Annotated in this window: 18 protein-coding genes; 13 read left to right on the top strand and 5 right to left on the bottom strand. The window is 72.2% G+C overall.

What is annotated here, in order from left to right; genetic code table 11:
* Positions 1 to 5 precede the first annotated feature (5 nt).
* Positions 6 to 551, bottom strand: a complete 546-nt coding sequence (locus SSNG_RS16730; RefSeq protein WP_007265039.1) for a sugar transferase — start codon at positions 549 to 551, stop codon at positions 6 to 8.
* Positions 552 to 908: 357 nt separating this feature from the next.
* On the opposite strand from SSNG_RS16730, the gene dnaK reads away from it, so the two are divergent.
* From dnaK to SSNG_RS16710, 4 genes are read left to right on the top strand one after another with little or no spacing between them, the layout of a single operon-like run.
* On the top strand, positions 909 to 2,753 hold the full coding sequence (dnaK, locus tag SSNG_RS16725; protein ID WP_007265038.1) for a molecular chaperone DnaK: 1,845 nt from the start codon (positions 909 to 911) through the stop codon (positions 2,751 to 2,753).
* The gene (gene grpE, locus SSNG_RS16720; protein WP_007265037.1) at positions 2,753 to 3,430 is read left to right on the top strand and encodes a nucleotide exchange factor GrpE; all 678 of its coding nucleotides are present in this window, start codon (positions 2,753 to 2,755) and stop codon (positions 3,428 to 3,430) included. Before dnaK ends, grpE begins: the two co-directional genes overlap by 1 nt.
* A gap of 39 nt (positions 3,431 to 3,469) precedes the next feature.
* Positions 3,470 to 4,645: a molecular chaperone DnaJ gene (gene dnaJ, locus SSNG_RS16715; RefSeq protein WP_007265036.1), complete on the top strand. Its 1,176-nt coding sequence runs from the start codon at positions 3,470 to 3,472 to the stop codon at positions 4,643 to 4,645.
* Between the two features lies 1 nt (position 4,646).
* Positions 4,647 to 5,114: a helix-turn-helix transcriptional regulator gene (locus SSNG_RS16710; protein ID WP_007265035.1), complete on the top strand. Its 468-nt coding sequence runs from the start codon at positions 4,647 to 4,649 to the stop codon at positions 5,112 to 5,114.
* 118 nt (positions 5,115 to 5,232) lie between these two features.
* On the opposite strand, the gene SSNG_RS16705 is transcribed toward SSNG_RS16710, so the two are convergent.
* A complete protein-coding gene (locus SSNG_RS16705) occupies positions 5,233 to 6,264 on the bottom strand; it encodes a hypothetical protein (RefSeq protein ID WP_007265034.1) in 1,032 nt (343 codons plus the stop codon).
* An 85-nt stretch (positions 6,265 to 6,349) separates the two neighbouring features.
* Between SSNG_RS16705 and SSNG_RS16700 the strand changes: the two genes are divergently transcribed.
* Together SSNG_RS16700 and SSNG_RS16695 are read left to right on the top strand one after the other, a co-directional pair.
* Positions 6,350 to 6,550: a hypothetical protein gene (locus tag SSNG_RS16700; protein ID WP_050779648.1), complete on the top strand. Its 201-nt coding sequence runs from the start codon at positions 6,350 to 6,352 to the stop codon at positions 6,548 to 6,550.
* Entirely contained in the window at positions 6,547 to 6,861 is a 315-nt protein-coding gene (locus SSNG_RS16695) for a hypothetical protein (RefSeq protein ID WP_030228709.1), read from the top strand. Before SSNG_RS16700 ends, SSNG_RS16695 begins: the two co-directional genes overlap by 4 nt.
* Positions 6,862 to 7,045: 184 nt before the next feature.
* Here the strand turns inward: SSNG_RS16695 and SSNG_RS16690 are convergent, their stop codons facing one another.
* The gene (locus tag SSNG_RS16690) at positions 7,046 to 7,450 is read right to left on the bottom strand and encodes a TIGR03618 family F420-dependent PPOX class oxidoreductase (protein ID WP_042801175.1); all 405 of its coding nucleotides are present in this window, start codon (positions 7,448 to 7,450) and stop codon (positions 7,046 to 7,048) included.
* A gap of 171 nt (positions 7,451 to 7,621) precedes the next feature.
* Here SSNG_RS16690 and clpB point away from each other — a divergent pair, with 171 nt between their 5' ends.
* Positions 7,622 to 10,222 carry an ATP-dependent chaperone ClpB gene (gene clpB / locus SSNG_RS16685; protein ID WP_007265032.1) on the top strand — a complete coding sequence of 867 codons (2,601 nt, stop codon included), beginning with the start codon at positions 7,622 to 7,624 and terminating at the stop codon, positions 10,220 to 10,222.
* A 109-nt stretch (positions 10,223 to 10,331) separates the two neighbouring features.
* A complete protein-coding gene (locus SSNG_RS16680) occupies positions 10,332 to 10,871 on the top strand; it encodes a YbjN domain-containing protein (protein WP_007265030.1) in 540 nt (179 codons plus the stop codon).
* 32 nt (positions 10,872 to 10,903) lie between these two features.
* On the opposite strand, the gene SSNG_RS16675 is transcribed toward SSNG_RS16680, so the two are convergent.
* Positions 10,904 to 11,953 (bottom strand): hypothetical protein, encoded by a 1,050-nt coding sequence (locus tag SSNG_RS16675; protein ID WP_241695068.1) that lies wholly within the window; start codon positions 11,951 to 11,953, stop codon positions 10,904 to 10,906.
* Positions 11,954 to 12,063: 110 nt separating this feature from the next.
* Positions 12,064 to 13,239 carry a pyridoxal phosphate-dependent aminotransferase gene (locus SSNG_RS16670; RefSeq protein ID WP_042801172.1) on the bottom strand — a complete coding sequence of 392 codons (1,176 nt, stop codon included), beginning with the start codon at positions 13,237 to 13,239 and terminating at the stop codon, positions 12,064 to 12,066.
* A 716-nt stretch (positions 13,240 to 13,955) separates the two neighbouring features.
* Here SSNG_RS16670 and SSNG_RS16660 point away from each other — a divergent pair.
* The 5 genes from SSNG_RS16660 (at position 13,956) to pyrE (ending at position 18,695) form a co-directional block, all read left to right on the top strand.
* On the top strand, positions 13,956 to 14,474 hold the full coding sequence (locus SSNG_RS16660) for a DUF2617 family protein (RefSeq protein WP_042801168.1): 519 nt from the start codon (positions 13,956 to 13,958) through the stop codon (positions 14,472 to 14,474).
* A gap of 106 nt (positions 14,475 to 14,580) precedes the next feature.
* Complete coding sequence (locus SSNG_RS16655; RefSeq protein WP_007265026.1) at positions 14,581 to 16,224, top strand: polyamine aminopropyltransferase; 1,644 nt, start codon at positions 14,581 to 14,583, stop codon at positions 16,222 to 16,224.
* Between the two features lie 54 nt (positions 16,225 to 16,278).
* Positions 16,279 to 17,208, top strand: a complete 930-nt coding sequence (locus SSNG_RS16650; protein ID WP_007265025.1) for an SRPBCC domain-containing protein — start codon at positions 16,279 to 16,281, stop codon at positions 17,206 to 17,208.
* Positions 17,209 to 17,227: 19 nt separating this feature from the next.
* Positions 17,228 to 18,016: an aldose 1-epimerase gene (locus SSNG_RS16645; RefSeq protein WP_007265024.1), complete on the top strand. Its 789-nt coding sequence runs from the start codon at positions 17,228 to 17,230 to the stop codon at positions 18,014 to 18,016.
* Positions 18,017 to 18,155: 139 nt separating this feature from the next.
* Positions 18,156 to 18,695 (top strand): orotate phosphoribosyltransferase, encoded by a 540-nt coding sequence (gene pyrE / locus SSNG_RS16640; RefSeq protein WP_007265023.1) that lies wholly within the window; start codon positions 18,156 to 18,158, stop codon positions 18,693 to 18,695.
* Positions 18,696 to 18,845: the final 150 nt, after the last annotated feature.

Below are 18,845 nucleotides of genomic sequence, written 5' to 3'. Positions count from 1 at the left end.
GTCGCTCAGGCATGCCTCTGTCGGTAGGCCGCCCGAGGGGTCTGCGCGAGGATCGCGAGATCCATCCCCAGCCAATGGCTCTCCACATAGTGCCGGTCCAGCAGGGCCATCTCCTCCCAGGGGAGGTCGGAACGCGCGCTGACCTGCCACAATCCGGTCATTCCGGGCCGTACGAGGAGCCGTTCCGGGTGGTCGGTACGGGCCTGCGGGCGCGGCCCGACCAGCGACATCTCGCCGCGCGCCACGTTCAGCAGCTGCGGCAGTCCCTCCAGGGCGCACCGTCTGACCAGCGCGCCGGCCCGCCCCGCGCCCTCGGGGCGCAGCCGCCAGGCGAGGAAGGGGCGTCCCCCGAGGCCGAGCGCGGGTTCGCGTACGAGGACCCGTGCGCGGGTCGCCGCGTACAGCGCGGCGGCGGTCAGCAGCAGCGGCACGGCCGCCACCGCGAGCAGGGCCGCCGCGCCGATCAGGTCGAACACCCGCTTGGCCGGCGGCCGGGCCGGCCGCAGCCCTGGCCGGGCGGTGAGGGCGGTCAGGGTGGTCAGCAGAGGCATGCCAGCACCGTGCCGGAAGCCCCCGACGCCCCCGGCGCGCCGCGCGGCCGCGCCCCGCGCCCGGAACCCGTTCGGCTGCGGGCCGTCCGCTGGGGCCCCGCCCCAGACCCCGCGCCTCGATCGCCGGCGAGGCTGGGTTGGGCTGCGGACGGCCGACGGGTCCGGAATGGCTGCGTACCCCTGGCGGAGCCGGGCGCGCAGCGCCCGTGCGGCGCGGCCGCCGCCGGGCCCAGGGTGGCGGCCCTGAGCGTAAGGGCAGCCTAAAGGTTGAGCCCCCTCGGCTCACCTCTGTTGACGCCGACGCGGCGTTGCGGCATTCTTGAGTCTGTTCCACTCAAGTCAGCTGGAGGAATCGAAATGGCACGTGCGGTCGGCATCGACCTGGGCACCACTAACTCCGTCGTCAGCGTTCTCGAAGGCGGCGAGCCCACCGTCATCACCAACGCCGAGGGTGCCAGGACCACGCCGTCCGTCGTCGCCTTCGCCAAGAACGGCGAGGTCCTCGTCGGCGAGGTGGCCAAGCGCCAGGCGGTCACGAACGTTGACCGGACCATCCGCTCCGTCAAGCGCCACATGGGCACTGACTGGAAGATCAACCTGGATGGCAAGGACTTCAACCCGCAGCAGATGAGCGCCTTCATCCTGCAGAAGCTGAAGCGCGACGCCGAGGCGTACCTGGGCGAGAAGGTCACGGACGCGGTCATCACCGTTCCTGCCTACTTCAACGACTCCGAGCGCCAGGCGACGAAGGAGGCCGGCGAGATCGCCGGTCTGAACGTCCTGCGCATCGTCAACGAGCCGACCGCCGCCGCCCTGGCGTACGGCCTCGACAAGGACGACCAGACCATTCTCGTCTTCGACCTCGGTGGCGGCACCTTCGACGTGTCGCTCCTGGAGATCGGCGACGGTGTCGTCGAGGTCAAGGCCACCAACGGTGACAACCACCTCGGTGGCGACGACTGGGACCAGCGCGTCGTCGACTACCTGGTGAAGCAGTTCGCCAACGGCCACGGCGTCGACCTGTCCAAGGACAAGATGGCGCTCCAGCGCCTGCGCGAGGCCGCCGAGAAGGCGAAGATCGAGCTGTCCTCCTCCACGGAGACCACGATCAACCTGCCGTACATCACGGCCTCCGCCGAGGGCCCGCTGCACCTGGACGAGAAGCTCACGCGCTCGCAGTTCCAGCAGCTCACCGCGGACCTGCTCGACCGCTGCAAGACCCCGTTCCACAACGTCATCAAGGACGCCGGCATCGCGCTGTCCGAGATCGACCACGTGGTCCTGGTCGGCGGCTCCACCCGCATGCCGGCCGTCGCCGAGCTCGTCAAGGAGCTCACCGGCGGTCAGGACGCCAACAAGGGCGTCAACCCGGACGAGGTCGTCGCCATCGGCGCCACCCTCCAGGCCGGTGTCCTCAAGGGTGAGGTCAAGGACGTCCTGCTCCTCGACGTGACCCCGCTGTCCCTCGGCATCGAGACCAAGGGCGGCATCATGACCAAGCTCATCGAGCGCAACACGACCATCCCGACCAAGCGGTCGGAGATCTTCACGACGGCCGAGGACAACCAGCCGTCCGTGCAGATCCAGGTCTACCAGGGCGAGCGCGAGATCGCGGCGTACAACAAGAAGCTCGGCATGTTCGAGCTGACGGGCCTGCCGCCGGCCCCGCGCGGCGTCCCGCAGATCGAGGTCTCGTTCGACATCGACGCCAACGGCATCATGCACGTCACGGCCAAGGACCTTGGCACGGGCAAGGAGCAGAAGATGACCGTCACCGGCGGCTCCTCGCTCGGCAAGGACGAGGTCGACCGCATGCGCCAGGAGGCCGAGCAGTACGCGGAGGAGGACCTCCGCCGCAAGGAGGCCGCCGAGTCCCGCAACCAGGGCGAGCAGCTCGTCTACCAGACGGAGAAGTTCCTCGCGGACAACGCGGAGAAGGTCCCGGCCGAGGTCAAGACCGAGGTCGAGACGGCCGTCACCGAGCTGAAGGACAAGCTCAAGGGCGAGGACACCGCCGAGATCCGCACCGCGACGGAGAAGCTCGCCGCGGTCAGCCAGAAGCTCGGCCAGGCCATCTACGCCGACGCCCAGGCCGCCCAGGCCGCTGGCGGCGCGGGTGACGCGGGCCAGGCCAAGGCCGACGACGACGTCGTCGACGCCGAGATCGTCGACGACGAGAAGCCGAAGGGCGGCGCTGCCTGATGTCGGAGGAGACCCCGGGCTTCGAGGAGAAGCCCGAAGTCCCCGCCGGCGCCGGCGCTGACGACGCGGAGCCGAAGGCCGCCGACTCCTCCAAGAAGGAGGACGAGGCGGCCCCGGCCGGGGACAAGGCTCAAGGCGCTGGGCAGGAAGCAGCCCTGCTGGCGCAGCTGGACCAGGCCCGCACCGCGCTCGGCGAGCGCACCGCGGACCTCCAGCGGCTCCAGGCCGAGTACCAGAACTACCGTCGCCGCGTGGAGCGGGACCGGGTCGCCGTCAAGGAGATCGCGGTCGCGAGCCTGCTGACGGAGCTGCTGCCGACGCTGGACGACATCGGCCGGGCCCGCGAGCACGGCGAGCTGGTCGGCGGCTTCAAGTCGGTGGCCGAGTCGCTGGAGACCGCCGCGGCCAAGATGGGGCTGCAGCAGTTCGGCAAGGAGGGCGAGCCCTTCGACCCGACGATCCACGAGGCCCTGATGCACTCGTACGCGCCGGACGTCACCGAGACGACCTGCGTGGCGATCCTGCAGCCGGGGTACCGGATCGGCGAGCGCACGATCCGCCCCGCGCGGGTCGCGGTGGCCGAGCCCCAGCCGGGCGCGGCACCCGCCGCCAAGTCCGAGTCCGGTGACGGCGACACGCCGTCCGACAAGGACACGGATGCCCCCGACAAGGGCTGACGCACACCATGTAGGGATCCGAGAGGAGGGACACCGGGGATGAGCACGAAGGACTTCGTCGAGAAGGACTACTACAAGGTCCTCGGTGTCCCGAAGGACGCCACCGAGGCCGAGATCAAGAAGGCGTACCGGAAGCTCGCCCGCGAGTTCCACCCGGACGCCAACAAGGGCGACGCCTCGGCCGAGGAGCGCTTCAAGGAGATCTCCGAGGCGAACGACGTCCTCGGCGACGCCAAGAAGCGCAAGGAGTACGACGAGGCCCGCGCGTTGTTCGGGAACGGCGGCTTCCGCGCCGGTCCGGGCGGCGGCGGCTCGTTCAACTTCGACCTGGGCGACCTCTTCGGGGGCACCCAGGCCGGCGGCCAGGGCGGCTTCGGCGGCGGTCTGGGCGACGTCTTCGGCGGGCTGTTCAACCGCGGCGCCGGCGCCGGTGCGGGGACCCGCACCCAGCCGCGCCGCGGCCAGGACATCGAGTCGGAGGTCACGCTCTCCTTCACGGAGGCCGTGGACGGCGCGACGGTGCCGTTGCGGATGTCCTCGCAGGCTCCCTGCAAGGCCTGTTCGGGGACCGGCGACAAGAACGGCACGCCCCGCGTGTGCCCGACCTGCGTCGGCACCGGCCAGGTCTCCCGGGGCAGCGGCGGCGGCTTCTCGCTGACCGACCCCTGCGCCGACTGCAAGGGCCGCGGCCTGATCGCGGAGAACCCCTGCGAGGTCTGCAAGGGCAGCGGGCGCGCCAAGTCCTCCCGCACCATGCAGGTCCGGATCCCGGCGGGGGTCTCCGACGGCCAGCGGATCCGGCTGCGCGGCAAGGGCGCCCCGGGCGAGCGCGGCGGCCCGGCGGGCGACCTGTACGTCGTCGTGCACGTGGGCACCCACCCGGTGTTCGGCCGCAAGGGCGACAACCTCACGGTGACCGTGCCCGTCACGATCGCGGAGGCGGCCCTCGGCGCCGACATCAAGGTCCCGACCCTGGGCGGCCCGCCGGTGACGCTGAAGCTGCCCCCGGGCACCCCGACCGGACGTACGATGCGGGCCCGCGGCAAGGGCGCGGTCCGCAAGGACGGCACCCGCGGCGACCTGCTCGTCACGGTGGAGGTCGCGGTACCGGCGGAGCTGTCCGACAAGGCCCGCGAGGCCCTGGAGATGTACCGGGACGCCACCGGGTCCGAGGATCCGCGCGCCCTCCTGTTCGAGTCCGCGAAGGGAGCATGACATGGACGGCCGCCGACGGCAGCCCCGCTTCGGCGAGGGGGCCTACCAGCTCACCGACGAGACCCCGGTCTACGTGATCTCGGTGGCCGCCCAGCTCTCGGGCCTGCATCCGCAGACCCTGCGCCAGTACGACCGCCTCGGTCTGGTCTCGCCGGACCGTACGGCCGGCCGCGGCCGGCGGTATTCGGCCAGGGACATCGAGCTGCTGCGCACGGTGCAGCAGCTGTCCCAGGACGAGGGCATCAACCTGGCCGGCATCAAGCGGATCATCGAACTGGAGAACCAGGTGGCCGCGCTCCAGCAGCGCGTCGCCGAGCTGTCCGCCGCCGTGGACGGGGCGGCCGCCGCCCTCCAGGCGCGCGAGGCCCAGGTGCACGCCTCGTACCGCCGCGACCTGGTCCCGTACCAGCCGCCGGCGCCGGGCAACGCGCTGGTCGTCTGGCGCCCCACCAGGCGCCCGGGCGACTGACCCCGCCGCACCGCCGCAAGCACGGTGAAGGCCCCGCCGGGCCCCTCCCGCACGAGGAGGGACCTGGCGGGGCCTTCGGCGTGTCCGGGGGCTCCTGGAGGCCGTCTGAGGGCCGCTGTCAGGCTTCGGGGAGCTGGGCCGGGCCCTGGCCGTGCAGGATCCCTGACTGGGCGATGAGGTAGCCCAGCTGGGCCCTGCTGCCGCTGCCCAGGGCGGCGGCCAGCTTCGCGATGTGCGCGCGGCAGGTGCGTACGTTCATTCCCAGCCGGCGGGCGATCGCCTCGTCCACGTGGCCCTCGATCAGCAGCTGTGCGATGGAGCGCTGCACTCCGGAGATACCATCCGGGTTGTGCGTGTACGTGACCTCGTCGCCCAACGGCACGGCCCGGCGCCAGAGTTGTTCGAAGACCTTGATGAGGTAGTCCACCAGGCCGGGGTGCCGCAGCTCCAGGGCCACCCGCCGGTCGTCGCTGGCGGGGATGATGGCCACCGTGCGGTCGAAGATCATGAGACGCTCTATCAGCTCTTCCAGCGTGCGGATCTCGACCTTTCCGGCGGAGATCCGGTCCACGTAGGCGAGCGTGCCCTGGCTGTGCCGCACGGTGTGCTGGTAGAGCGTGCGGATGCTCACCCCGCGGTCGATCATCGGCGTGGCCCGCTCCAGGGACTCGCTGAGCACGGAGGTCGGCCGGGCGCCACCCGGCTGGACCGTGAGGGCCTCGGTGTGGCACTCGGCGGTGGCCAGGTCGATGGCGGCGTTGATCTGGTCGAACCCCTCCAGCACCGTGATGGCGTGGGTGTTCGCGGGGCTCTGCGCGCTGATGGTGAGGAACGGCTCGAATGCGTCGGTGAGATCTACGGCGGTGCGCCGGCGCTCCTGGATCTCGCGTTCGATGGGATGGAGCCGTTGCGCCAGTGCGATGGACGGGGGAACCGCGCGCAGCTGGTTCGCGTCGTCCGGGTCGGGTCGCAGTAGCGCGAATTCGAGCAGGCAGGGGGCGTTCGCGACCTCGCCGCGGGCGACGCGGCCGGTGCTCAGGGCCGCCGCGTAGAGTCGCGCGCCCTCGGTGCACATCTCCGTGACGGGGTGGCGATGTGTCGGGTTTACGTCGCTCTTGGGCAAATCTCCACCCCCCAGGGTCCTGAACATGTAAGAACATGATGCATCGTCCCTGTGGCACTGACGTGCCTGAATGAGCCATCGTCTGACAGTGCGGGGGAGAGGATTCCATCAAGTGAGGACGAAGCCGACCATGTATAAGAGAATGCTTCGCTCGGCGCTTGCCGTTGTTTTCTCCGCCGTTGCGGTCTTTGGGGCGGTCGTCGCCGCCGACGGGGACACGGGAAGCGCTCAGGCTGCTGCCGGTCCGTCGGCCGGGACGGCCGTCGAGAGCGATTTCGGCTGGAACAGCACCCCTGCGAAGGCCTCCTCATGACGCCCGACGACCGCGACTTCCGCCGCGAAATGGCATCCGCGTACCGCTCCGGGTGGCAGTTCATAGACCTCGCCACGGCGATCCCCTACGCCGGCGATTCGTTGATGGTCACTCTTTTCGGCCAGCCGATCGTCGTCGTGCGCGAAGAGGACGAGGACGTCCGGGCCTACCGCTGTCTGCGCCGCCCCCGGGGCGCACCGCAGCCCGTCCGCTGTGAAGTGCGGTACGGAATGGTCTTCGTCAACCTCGACCAGCGTGACCACCAGCTGTTCGAGCCCGATATCACCACCGCCACCCCCCGCAGTGCCTGAGGCGATTCCCCCGTCGTTGCAGATCGCTCCAGGTGCTACCCCCACACAACGGCGCCATCGTGGACCTGACCACGATGGCGCCGTTGTGCTGTCCGCGTCCAGTGGTTGAACCGGACAATCACCCGGTGACCGGCCGGGAAGCACTCGAAGGCCGCTCCAGGACCGCCGCCCCCTTTTTCCGGGCTCAGGCCCGGCCCATGGCCCGGTCGAGGGTGATCTCCAGGACCACCCGGTCCGGGTTCGGCGAGGGCATCCGCCCGTACCGCTCCGCGTAGCGCGCCACGGCCTCGGCGACCGCCGCCTCGTCCGTACGGATCACCGCGCGCCCCTCCAGGGTGGCCCAGCGCCTGCCCTCCATCTGGCAGACCGCCACCCGGGCACCGCCGCCGGCCGCCGCCAGGACGTTGCGGACCTTCTTGCTGTGCTTGTTGCTGATCACCCGTGCCAGCCCGGCCTGCGGGTCGTAGGTCACGCCGACGGGCACCACGTGCGGCGTGCCGTCGGGGCGCGGGGTGGTCAGGGTGCAGACGTGCCGCTCCCGCCAGAAGGCGAGGTACTCGGGCGTCGGGTTGAGTACGTCATGGGACATGGGCCGAAGCGTACGCCCGCGTCTCCGCCGGCCCCGGCGGGAGAATGGCCCCGAAGGACGCATTGAGTGGAATAGACTCAACTTTGCGGATGCTGAATCTGTCAGAGTGCGTATCCGGCCAGCCGGCCGGTGCGACGCGTCACGTACGCCCGCCGGAGAGGAGAACCGAGAGTGGACGCCGAGCTGACCAACAAGAGCCGCGACGCCCTGAACGCGGCCACGAGCAGGGCCGTCAAGGACGGCCACGCCGACCTGACCCCCGCGCACCTCCTGCTGGCGCTGCTCGCCGGCGAGGACAACGAGAACGTCGTCGACCTGCTGGTCGCCACCGACGCCGACCAGGCCGCCGTCCGCACCGGCGCGGAGCGCCTGCTCGCCGCCCTGCCCAGCGTCACCGGCTCCACCGTCGCGCCCCCGCAGCCCAGCCGCGACCTGCTCGCCGTGCTGGCCGAGGCCGATTCCCAGGCCGGCCGCCTCGGCGACGAGTACCTCTCCACCGAACACCTCCTCATCGCCGTCGCCGCCAAGGGCGGACCGGCCGGTGAGGTCCTTTCCGCCCAGGGCGCCACGGCGAAGAAGCTGCTGGACGCCTTCCAGAACGCACGAGGAGCACGGCGGGTGACCACCCCCGACCCCGAGGGCCAGTACAAGGCCCTGGAGAAGTTCGGCACCGACTTCACCGCCGCCGCCCGCGACGGCAAGCTCGACCCCGTCATCGGCCGCGACCACGAGATCCGGCGCGTCGTCCAGGTCCTCTCCCGCCGCACCAAGAACAACCCGGTGCTCATCGGCGAGCCCGGCGTCGGCAAGACCGCCGTCGTCGAGGGCCTGGCCCAGCGCATCGTCAAGGGCGACGTCCCCGAGTCCCTCAAGGGCAAGCGGCTCGTCTCCCTCGACCTCGGCGCGATGGTGGCCGGCGCCAAGTACCGCGGCGAGTTCGAGGAGCGCCTGAAGACCGTCCTCGCCGAGATCAAGTCGAGCGAGGGTCAGATCATCACCTTCATCGACGAACTGCACACCGTCGTCGGCGCCGGGGCCGGCGGGGACTCCGCCATGGACGCGGGCAACATGCTCAAGCCCATGCTGGCCCGCGGCGAGCTGCGCATGGTCGGCGCGACCACCCTGGACGAGTACCGCGAGCGCATCGAGAAGGACCCGGCGCTGGAGCGGCGCTTCCAGCAGGTGCTGGTCGCCGAGCCCACCGTCGAGGACACCATCGCGATCCTGCGCGGGCTCAAGGGCCGCTACGAGGCCCACCACAAGGTCGTCATCAACGACAGCGCCCTCGTCGCCGCCGCCACCCTCTCCGACCGCTACATCACCTCCCGCTTCCTGCCCGACAAGGCCATCGACCTCGTCGACGAGGCGGCCTCCCGGCTGCGCATGGAGATCGACTCCTCGCCCGTGGAGATCGACGAGCTCCAGCGCTCCGTGGACCGGATGCGGATGGAGGAGCTGGCGCTGAAGAACGAGTCCGACCCGGCCTCGATCGAACGCCTCGACAAGATCCGCAAGGACCTCGCGGACAAGGAGGAGGAGCTGCGCGGCCTCACCGCCCGCTGGGAGAAGGAGAAGCAGTCCCTCAACCGCGTCGGCGAGCTCAAGGAGCGCCTGGACGACCTGCGCGGCCAGGCCGAGCGCGCCCAGCGCGACGGCGACTTCGACACCGCCTCCAAGCTGCTCTACGGGGAGATCCCGGGGCTGGAGCGCGAGCTCGCCGAGGCCACCGAGGCCGAGGAGGAGGCCGCCAAGACCGGCGCCGCGAAGAACAGCATGGTCAAGGACGAGGTCGGCCCCGACGACATCGCCGACGTGGTCGGCGCCTGGACCGGCATCCCGGCCGGCCGGCTCCTCGAAGGGGAGACCCAGAAGCTCCTGCGCATGGAGGACGAGCTGGGCCGCCGCCTGATCGGCCAGACCGAGGCCGTACGGGCCGTCGCGGACGCCGTGCGCCGCACCCGCGCCGGCATCGCCGACCCGGACCGTCCCACCGGCTCGTTCCTCTTCCTGGGCCCGACGGGCGTGGGCAAGACGGAGCTGGCCAAGGCCCTCGCGGACTTCCTCTTCGACGACGAGCGGGCCATGGTCCGCATCGACATGTCCGAGTACTCCGAGAAGCACAGCGTGGCCCGGCTCGTCGGCGCCCCGCCCGGCTACGTCGGCTACGAGGAGGGCGGCCAGCTCACCGAGGCCGTCCGCCGCCGCCCGTACTCCGTGGTGCTGCTGGACGAGGTCGAGAAGGCCCACCCCGAGGTCTTCGACATCCTGCTCCAGGTCCTCGACGACGGCCGCCTCACCGACGGCCAGGGCCGTACGGTGGACTTCCGCAACACCATCCTGATCCTCACCTCGAACCTGGGCAGCCAGTTCCTGGTGGACCCGGCCACCCCGGCCGAGCAGAAGAAGGCGCAGGTCCTGGAGGTGGTCCGGGCGAGCTTCAAGCCGGAGTTCCTCAACCGCCTCGACGACATCGTCGTCTTCTCCGCACTGACCCGCGACGAGCTGGCGCACATCGCCGAGCTCCAGATCGCCAAGCTCGCCAAGCGCCTCGCCGACCGCCGGCTGGCCCTGGACGTCACCCCCGAGGCACTGGCCTGGCTGGCGGACAAGGGCAACGACCCGGCCTACGGCGCCCGCCCCCTGCGCCGCCTGATCCAGACGGCCGTGGGCGACCGGCTCGCCAAGGAGATCCTCTCCGGCGAGGTCCGCGACGGCGACACCGTACGGGTCGACGTGGCCGGCGAGGACCTGCTGGTCGGCCGGGCCCTGTAAGGGCCGCCGGGGCCCCGTGTCCGCCGGGAGCGGATCGCGGGTGCGGGGCTGGACACGGGGTAGGCGAGATGGGGGAGGATGGCTTCATCCGCACGAAGGGAAGTACACGGTGAGCATCGACCCGGCCTCGATTCCGAACTTCGGGGGTCAGCCCGAACCGCAAGGCCAAGGACCGGCGGGCCCCGTCGTCCCCGACCAGGACCTGGTCAAGCAGCTCCTGGAGCAGATGGAGCTGAAGTACGTCGTCGACGACGAGGGTGACCTCGCGGCGCCGTGGGAGGACTTCCGCACCTACTTCATGTTCCGCGGCGAGGGCGAGCAGCAGGTCTTCTCCGTGCGGACCTTCTACGACCGCCCGCACGCCATCGACGACAAGCCGCAGCTGCTGGAGTCGATCGACGACTGGAACCGCCGCACCCTGTGGCCCAAGGTCTACAGCCACACGCACGACGACGGCTCGGTCCGCCTGATCGGCGAGGCGCAGATGCTGATCGGCACGGGCGTCAGCCTGGAGCACTTCGTGTCCTCCACGGTCAGCTGGGTCCGCGCGTCGATCGAGTTCGACAAGTGGCTGCTGGAGCAGCTCGGCCTGGAGAAGGACGTCGACTCCGCCGAGGACGACGAGAAGGGGGAGGAGGACGGCGAGTAGCCGTCCCCCTCCTCGCTACGGGCCCCACGGCCCTACAGGGGCACCTTCGCCATGAGCAGCAGGTACGCCCCGTAGCCCCACGAGAGCCCGGCCAGGCCGGCGGTCACCGCGACCGCCGTGCGCGGCCGGGCTCTCGCCATGGCGGCCGCCACCGGCAGGAGCAGCGGGAACGCGGGCAGCAGGAACCGCGGCTTCGACTCGAAGAAGCCCGCCCCGCCGAAGGTGATCACCAGCAGCGTCGCGGTGTACACGAGCAGCGGCAGCGGCGTCCGCTCCAGCACGGCCGCCACCGCGAGCAGCCCGGCGGCGGCGAGCACGGCCAGCGTCACCGCGACGGGGATGGTCACGGGCCCGCCGGACAGGGCCTTCCAGGCCGTCTCCAGGGTCCCGCCGCCGAAGTCGAAGCGCGAGCCCCACTGCCGCTGGACGGTGAAGTAGCCGAGGGGGTCGTGGCGGTGCGCCCCGACGGCCACGACGTACGAGGCCCAGCCCGCGGGCGCGAGCAGCCCGGCCGCCCACACCCCGGGCGCGCGGTTGCCCCGTACCAGCAGCTCCCGCAGGGCCAGGACGGTCACGGCGGCGGCGACGGCGATCCCGGTGGGCCGGGTCAGCCCGGCCAGCGCGGCCAGGGAGGCCGCCCACAGCCAGCGCCCGCGCAGCAGCGCGTACAGCGACCAGGCGGCCAGCGCGCACAGCAGGGGCTCGGTGTAGGCCTGGCCCAGCACCACCGCGTGCGGCAGCGAGGCCCACAGCGCGACGAGCAGCACCCCGGCCCGGGCCCCGAGCAGCAGCTCCCCGATCCGGTACACCCCGACGGCGGCAGCGGCGGCGGCCGTCCAGGACACCGCGAGTCCGGCGACGGGGCCGCCGCCGGTGAGGTCCACCAGCAGGGGGTAGAGCGGGAAGAAGGCGTAGTCGCTCTGGATGGAGTCGGAGGCGGGCCACATCTGGGTGCGGCCGTAGCCGCGGGCGGCGATGGAGAGGTACCAGAAGGAGTCCCAGGAGCCGCCGAGCACCTTCACCGGGTCCTTGCCGGCCCACCAGGCGCCGAGGGCGACGACCAGCGCCCCGGTCCCGCGCACGGCGGCGAACGCCCCGAGTGCGACCCCGGCCGACCAGGCCGTCCCCCGTCTTCGTCCGGTCCGCCCGGGGGCGGACGCCACCTGTCTCGTCGGCGCGTCCATGCCGGGCCTCAGAGCCGGCGGAGGCGCTCCACGGCCTCCTGGAGGACGTCGGTCCGCTTGCAGAAGGCCCAGCGGACCTGGGTGGCCCCGGCGGACTTGTCGTCGTAGAAGACCTGGTTCGGGATGGCGACGACCCCGCACCGCCCGGGCAGGGCGCGGCAGAAGGCGAGGCCGTCCTTCTCGCCCAGGGGCGAGACGTCGGTGGTGATGAAGTACGTGCCCTGCGGGCGGAAGACCTCGAAGCCGGCGGCGGCGAGCCCGTCGGAGAGGAGGTCGCGCTTGGCGGCGAGGTCCGCGCGGAAGTCGTCGAAGTAGGAGTCGGGGAGGGCGAGGGCCTCGGCGACGGCGTACTGGAAGGGGCCGGAGGAGACGTACGTCAGGAACTGCTTGGCGGAGCGGACCGCCGAGACCAGCGCGGGCGGGGCGGTGATCCAGCCGACCTTCCAGCCGGTGAAGGAGAAGGTCTTGCCGGCGGAGGAGATGGTGACGGTGCGTTCGCGCATGCCGGGCAGGGAGGCCAGCGGTACGTGCGCGCCCTCGAAGACGAGGTGCTCGTACACCTCGTCGGTGACGACGAGGAGGTCGCGCTCGACGGCGAGCTCGGCGATGACGGCCAGTTCCTCGGGGGTCAGGACGGTGCCCGTGGGGTTGTGCGGGGTGTTGAGCAGGAGCAGCCGGGTGCGCGGGGTGATCGCGTCGCGCAGGGCGTCGAGGTCGGGGCGGAAGTGCGGGGCGCGCAGGGTGAGCGGGACGCGGACCGCGCCCGCCATGGCGATGCAGGCGGCGTAGGAGTCGTAGAACGGTTCCAGCGCGATGACCTCGTCGCCCGGTTCGAGGAGGGCGAGGAGGGAGGCGGCGATGGCCTCGGTGGCGCCGGCGGTGACGAGGACCTCGGTGTCCGGGTCGTGGGACAGGCCGTAGAAGCGCTGCTGGTGGGCGGTGATCGCGGTGCGCAGTTCGGGGACGCCCGGGCCGGGCGGGTACTGGTTGCCGCGGCCGTCGCGGATCGCGCGTACGGCCGCTTCGGCGATCTCGGCGGGGCCGTCGGTGTCGGGGAAGCCCTGGCCCAGGTTGATCGACCCGGTGGCGGCGGCCAGCGCCGACATCTCCGCGAAGATCGTGGTGCCGAAGGCGGCGAGGTTGCGGTTGAGGTAGGGGCGGCTGCTGCCCGCGGGTGCGCTCATGGGCGTCATCCTCGGGGGAACCTCTGGAGTTGCTCAAGTGTGCTTTCGAGGCTTTGGCCTGGGGGCATCCCCCCTGCACGCGGGCCACGGGGGTTCCGTCATCCCGGGGGACCGGGTGTCAGAGAGGGGCGAAGCAATGCTCCTGGTTGTGTTCATCGTCGTCGCGATCGCCGGACTCGTCATCTACCTGGCGTCGCGCTTCTCCGGCGGCGGCGGCTCCGGCTCCGGCTCCGGCGGTTCCGGTTCCGGCTCCAGCTGGTGGGCGGGCAGCGGGGGGTCCTCGTCCTCGTCCTCCTGCGGTTCGTCCTCGTCGTCGTGCGGTTCGTCTTCTTCCTGTGGATCCTCGTCCTCCTGCGGTGGCGGAGGCTGCGGGTCCAGCTGACACTGGTACGGGTCGCCACTGTCCGGACCCGGTGTGGACAAGACGCCCGGTGGGGACAACTTCCTTCGGGCGTCTTCTTGTTCGGGCGGGCACTACGGCGTACGGGCGGCGTGGTGTTGAACACGTGAACCGTGAAGCCCCCGGGGGGATGTAAACCCCGTCAAGTTGGGTAAAAACGCTGTGAGTGCCGTGCCTTTCATGATTCCCTCGGTTGAGTAGACCAGTCTCCGGACCTCCCGGGACTTCCTGTGGACCCGTGCCGGTGTCCCCCCACCCGTTGACTACCGCTGGCGGGCCCCGGCCCATCTCCCTCGCGCGTTTGCGGAGCCGACTCATGCTCACGACCCTCCAGACCACCTACACCGACACGCGTGCCGCCGATCTCGCCTGGGCCCTGGGACGCGACCGGCTGCCCGCCCTGGCCGTACTGAACCTCCAGCTCGCGGACGCGAAGGTGGAGTTGCGCCTGCTCGGGGCCTCTCATCAGGTGCTCCTGGAGGAGGGCGAGGTGCTCTGTTCGGAGACGGTCGCCTGTATGCCCGGCAGCAGTACGCCGCTGCCGCTCGGCGTGGCGAAGCGGGTGGGCGACTGGGAGTACGAGTTCGCCGCGCGCGTCGAGACCCTCTCCCGGGGGTCCTTCGCGGGTCGGGCGCAGGAGCTGCTCGCGCTGGTCGCGGATCACCCGAACGGGCTAGCAGGCACCTTCCCCGGTGACCCTCACGCGTTCACCGCGATGCTCGCGCAGCGGCACGAGGGCCAGGTCCGCTGGCGCACCTGGCACGCCTATCCGCAGGAGGGCCAGCTGGTGGCGACCCGCACCCGGGTGGGCGTGCGCATGGGCGCCCCCGTCTGACCCCCGCCGGTACCTGATGCGATTACGCCAACTGGCCTGATCAACAAGGCACTTGCACCCATGTGGGTGACAGGGTGTCGGTGGGCGGTGACGTACGGTTCGCTGCATGATCGACCGTTCCGCCCCCCGCGGGGTGCTCCCGGCGGCGGAGCCGCGGGGCGTGCAGACCGTCCAGGCCGCCCTGCCCGTACGCCCCCGGACCGGCCGACTCCTCGTGCTGGCCACGGTGTTCGTCTGCGCCGCCTGCGGGCTCGTCTACGAGCTGGAACTGCTCGCCCTCGGCTCGTACCTCATCGGCGACTCCGTCACGCAGGCGTCGGTCGTCCTGTCCGTCATGGTCTTCGCCATGGGCGTCGGCTCCCTCCTCGCCAAACGCCTGCGCCACCGGCCCGCCTTCGGGTTCGGCGCCATCGAGGCCGCGCTCGCCCTGCTCGGCGGCTTCTCCGCCATGACCCTGTACGCCAGCTTCGCCTGGCTGGGGGAATCCCGGCCGGCCCTCGTCGCGTTCTCCTTCGGCATCGGGGTCCTCATCGGCGCCGAGATCCCGCTGCTGATGGTCCTCATCCAGCGCATCCGCAGACAGGACGCCGGCGGGGCCGTCGCCGACCTCTTCGCCGCCGACTACGTGGGCGCCCTGGCCGGCGGGCTCGCCTTCCCCTTCCTGCTGCTGCCCGTCCTCGGCCAGCTCACCGGAGCCATGCTGACCGGCACCGTGAACGCCGTCGTCGGCGGCGGACTCGTCCTGTGGCTGTTCCGCCACGACCTCAGCAGACGCTGCCGCTGGCTGCTGGTCACCGCCAACGCGACCGTCCTCGCCCTGCTCGCCTCCGCCACCGTCCTCGTCGACGACTTCGAGCGGGCCGCGCGCACCGCCGTCTACGGCGCCGAGGTACGGGTCGCCGCGCAGACCGGCGTGCAGGAACTGGTGCTGACCGGGCCGTCGACCGGCTCCCCGCGCTCCCTGGACCTCTTCCTCGACGGGCGGCTGCGGGTCAGCGGCTACGACGAGTACCGCTACCACGAGGCCCTGGTCCACCCCGCGATGACCGGCCCGCACTCCCGCGTCCTGGTCCTCGGCGGCGGTGACGGGCTCGCCGCCCGCGAGGTGCTGCGCTACCGGGACGTCGCCTCCGTCACCGTCGTCGAGCTCGACCCCGGCGTGGTCCGCCTCGCCCGCACCGATCCGATGCTCTCCGCGCTCAACGCCCGCGCGTACGCGGACCCGCGCCTCGGCGTCGTCACCGAGGACGCCTTCCACTGGCTGCGGGGGCCCGCCGCGCGGGACCGCTTCGACGTCATCGTCTCCGACCTGCCCGACCCGGGCATCACCCCGAGCACGAAGCTGTACTCGCAGGAGTTCTACGGGCTCGCCGCGCGGGCCCTGAAGCCGGGCGGGCGGATCGCGGTGCACGCCGGCCCCCTCACCACGAGGCCGCGTACGTACTGGACCGTCGAGTCCACCCTGCGCGCGGCCGGGCTGCTCACCACCCCGTACAGCACGGGCGGCCGGCTCTCCGGCTTCGCCGCAGGGCCCGACCGCACCCAGGGCGCGGCCGACGCGCCGCCGCAGGACTGGGGCTTCGTGCTCGCCGCCCGCGACCGGGTCCCCGACCTGCGCGTGGACCGCGACACCCCCGCCCTGCGGGCCGTCTCCACCCGGGGGCTGCAGGACGCGGCCCGGGACGCCGCGCGCAGCCGGCCCGCCGCCGGGCTCCCGCCGTCGACGCTGCCGCACCCGCGTTACCAGTGACGCGCGGCGTCGTGTCCGTGTGCAGCGGCGGGCACCCTCGGTAGGCTCGGCCGCATGGAGCATCAGGTGTTCGTTCCGGTACCGGCACAAGACGTCCGCGCCGTGCTGCGCGACCCCGCCCGGGTGGCCCGCTGCGTCCCCGGGCTCCAGCAGGACGCCGACACCTCTTCCGGGCCGCTGGCCGGGCGGCTCAAGGTGCGGGTCGGCGGCCACACCGTGACCTACCGGGGTGCCCTGGCCCTGGCCGAGCGGGACCCGGACCACTTCGCCGCCGAGGGCGAGGGCAGCGAGGTGCGGGGGAGCGGCGCCGTCACCCTCGCGCTCGTGCTGCGGCTGGTCCCGCACGACGGCGGGACCCTGCTGGAGTTCAGCGGCGGGGCCACGGCCGACGGCCGGGCCGCCGCCTTCGACCCGGCGGCCACCGTCACCGCCGCCGGACGGCTCCTCGACCGCTTCGCAGCCAACCTGGCCGGCGCGGCCGGCACCGCGGGCGAGCCCGCCGCCGGGACCGGGCCCGCCGGGACCGGGCAGGACGGGGCCGGGCAGGACGGGGCCGGGCAGGACGGGGCCGGGCAGGCAGACGAGGCCGGGCAGGCAGACGAGGCCGGGCAGGACGGGGCCGGGGCCGCCGGGGCCGGGCCGTCCGTGTTCGAGACCGAGGTGCCGCCGCCCACCCTCGACCCCTTCCTGGAAGGCGAGTTCGCGGACTTCGCCGCCTTCGCCGAGCCGGAGGAGGAGGAAGCGCCGGGCGCGGGCCCCGCCGGCCCCGGGCGTCCGCCGGCCGAGGCCGCCCACGCCCGCCGCACGATGATCGGCCGCAGCGCCGAGGAGGTCGACCACGCGCCCCCGCGCGGCCGTTACGCCCCGGTCCCGGCACCCTCCGCCTCCGACGGCGGCAACGGACTGCGCTGGATCGCCCCGGCCGCGGCCCTGGCCCTCGCCTCGGCGGTCGTGGTCGGAAGGGCGTTGCGCCGCCGTCGCTGACGAGCCGTAGGGTCGCCGTATGACTACGCGACTGAGCGCCGGCGGCGCCGAAATCACCATCGATCAGGAAAACGGCTGCCGGGTCAGCGGTCTGCGCGTCGACGGCATCGAGCTGCTGCGGCAGGGCCCGAAGTACGGGGCCTTCCCGATGGTCCCGTGGTGCGGGCGCACGGCGAACGGGCGGTTCCACGACGGTGCCGCCGTCCACCAGCTGCCGCTCAACCACCCGCCGCACGCCATCCACGGCTTCGCCCGCGACGCGCCCTGGAAGACGGCCTCGGCGACCGGGACAACCGCGGCCTTCACCTACGACCTCACCGACCCCTGGCCCTACTCCGGCCGGGTGACGCAGCTCTTCGAGCTGGGGCCGGACGCGCTGACGATCCGCCTGGGCGTGGAGACGTACCAGGACTCCTTCCCGGCGCAGGCGGGCTGGCACCCCTGGTTCAACCGGGTCCTGACCGAGGGCGGGGAGCCGGCCCGGATCGGTTTCGACCCGGCCTGGCAGGAGGAGCGCGACGAGGACCACATCCCCACCGGCCGCCGCACCGACCCGAAGCCCGGACCGTGGGACGACTGCTTCGGCATGCCCTACGGGGTCGACGTCAGCCTCACCTGGCCCGGTCAGCTGGAGCTGAAAATCACCAGCCCCGCCGAATGGGTGGTCGTGTACGACGAGGAGCCCGAGGCCGTCTGCGTCGAGCCGCAGTCCGGCCCGCCGAACGGCCTCAACACCCTCCCGCGCCTGGTCACGCCGGTGGACCCGCTGGAGGTCTCCACCACCTGGACCTGGCGGCGCCTCGGCTAGGGGGTGTTGCGAAAGTCCTGTGCGGTGCTCGCGGTGTCCGGTACGCCGAGAGCACGCACCGGACCCCGCGGGGGCCCGCCCTGCGGGCGGACGGCGCCGCTTTGCGGACACCCCCTCGCACGCAACTAAGCTCGACGCCATGACTGACGTACGCGATGCGCTTCTGCAGCAGATCAAGGACAAGGCCGTCGTGCACGGCAAGGTGACGCTCTCCTCCGGCAAGGAAGCCGACTACTACATCGACCTCCGCCGGATCACCCTCGACGGCGAGGCCGCCCCGCTGGTCGGGCAGGTCATGCTGGACCTCACCGCGGACCTGGAGTTCGACTGCGTCGGCGGCCTGACCCTGGGCGCGGACCCGGTGGCCACCTCGATGCTGCACGCCTCCGCCGCGCGCGGCGAGCGCCTGGACGCCTTCGTCGTCCGCAAGGCGCAGAAGGCCCACGGCATGCAGCGCCGCATCGAGGGTACCGAGGTGAAGGGCAAGCGCTGCCTGGTCGTCGAGGACACCTCGACCACCGGCGGCTCCCCGCTGACCGCCGTCGAGGCGGTCCGCGAGGCCGGCGGCGAGGTCGTCGCCGTCGCCACCATCGTGGACCGCGGCGCGGCCGACGCGATCGCCGCCGCCGGCCTGCCCTACCTCACCGGCTACCAGCTCGGGGACCTGGGCCTCGCCTGACCTGCGGCTTTGCGGACGGGCGGAGTGTTTCACGTGAAACACTCCGCCCGCTGCGGTGACCGGGGGGTGACAGGCGGGGTGGAGTGTTGCGCCGAGTCTGGAAAGATAGGCGCGACGGCGACGTCGCCCCCAGGTCAGGGCCCGCAATAA

It is taken from the genome of Streptomyces sp. C (genome assembly GCF_000158895.1).
GTDB lineage: Bacteria > Actinomycetota > Actinomycetes > Streptomycetales > Streptomycetaceae > Streptomyces > Streptomyces racemochromogenes.
Note: the sequence above shows the minus strand (reverse complement) of the source record. Positions and strands in the feature narration are given on the sequence as shown.

What these genes read in the sequence shown, in the direction of transcription:
- SSNG_RS16730 (WP_007265039.1), bottom strand. Translation starts at nt 551, where the DNA reads ATGCCTCTGCTGACCACCCTGACCGCCCTCACCGCCCGGCCAGGGCTG.
- dnaK (WP_007265038.1), top strand. Translation starts at nt 909, where the DNA reads ATGGCACGTGCGGTCGGCATCGACCTGGGCACCACTAACTCCGTCGTC.
- grpE (WP_007265037.1), top strand. Translation starts at nt 2,753, where the DNA reads ATGTCGGAGGAGACCCCGGGCTTCGAGGAGAAGCCCGAAGTCCCCGCC.
- dnaJ (WP_007265036.1), top strand. Translation starts at nt 3,470, where the DNA reads ATGAGCACGAAGGACTTCGTCGAGAAGGACTACTACAAGGTCCTCGGT.
- SSNG_RS16710 (WP_007265035.1), top strand. Translation starts at nt 4,647, where the DNA reads ATGGACGGCCGCCGACGGCAGCCCCGCTTCGGCGAGGGGGCCTACCAG.
- SSNG_RS16705 (WP_007265034.1), bottom strand. Translation starts at nt 6,264, where the DNA reads ATGTTCAGGACCCTGGGGGGTGGAGATTTGCCCAAGAGCGACGTAAAC.
- SSNG_RS16695 (WP_030228709.1), top strand. Translation starts at nt 6,547, where the DNA reads ATGACGCCCGACGACCGCGACTTCCGCCGCGAAATGGCATCCGCGTAC.
- SSNG_RS16690 (WP_042801175.1), bottom strand. Translation starts at nt 7,450, where the DNA reads ATGTCCCATGACGTACTCAACCCGACGCCCGAGTACCTCGCCTTCTGG.
- SSNG_RS16670 (WP_042801172.1), bottom strand. Translation starts at nt 13,239, where the DNA reads ATGAGCGCACCCGCGGGCAGCAGCCGCCCCTACCTCAACCGCAACCTC.
- SSNG_RS16660 (WP_042801168.1), top strand. Translation starts at nt 13,956, where the DNA reads ATGCTCACGACCCTCCAGACCACCTACACCGACACGCGTGCCGCCGAT.
- SSNG_RS16655 (WP_007265026.1), top strand. Translation starts at nt 14,581, where the DNA reads ATGATCGACCGTTCCGCCCCCCGCGGGGTGCTCCCGGCGGCGGAGCCG.
- SSNG_RS16650 (WP_007265025.1), top strand. Translation starts at nt 16,279, where the DNA reads ATGGAGCATCAGGTGTTCGTTCCGGTACCGGCACAAGACGTCCGCGCC.
- SSNG_RS16645 (WP_007265024.1), top strand. Translation starts at nt 17,228, where the DNA reads ATGACTACGCGACTGAGCGCCGGCGGCGCCGAAATCACCATCGATCAG.
- pyrE (WP_007265023.1), top strand. Translation starts at nt 18,156, where the DNA reads ATGACTGACGTACGCGATGCGCTTCTGCAGCAGATCAAGGACAAGGCC.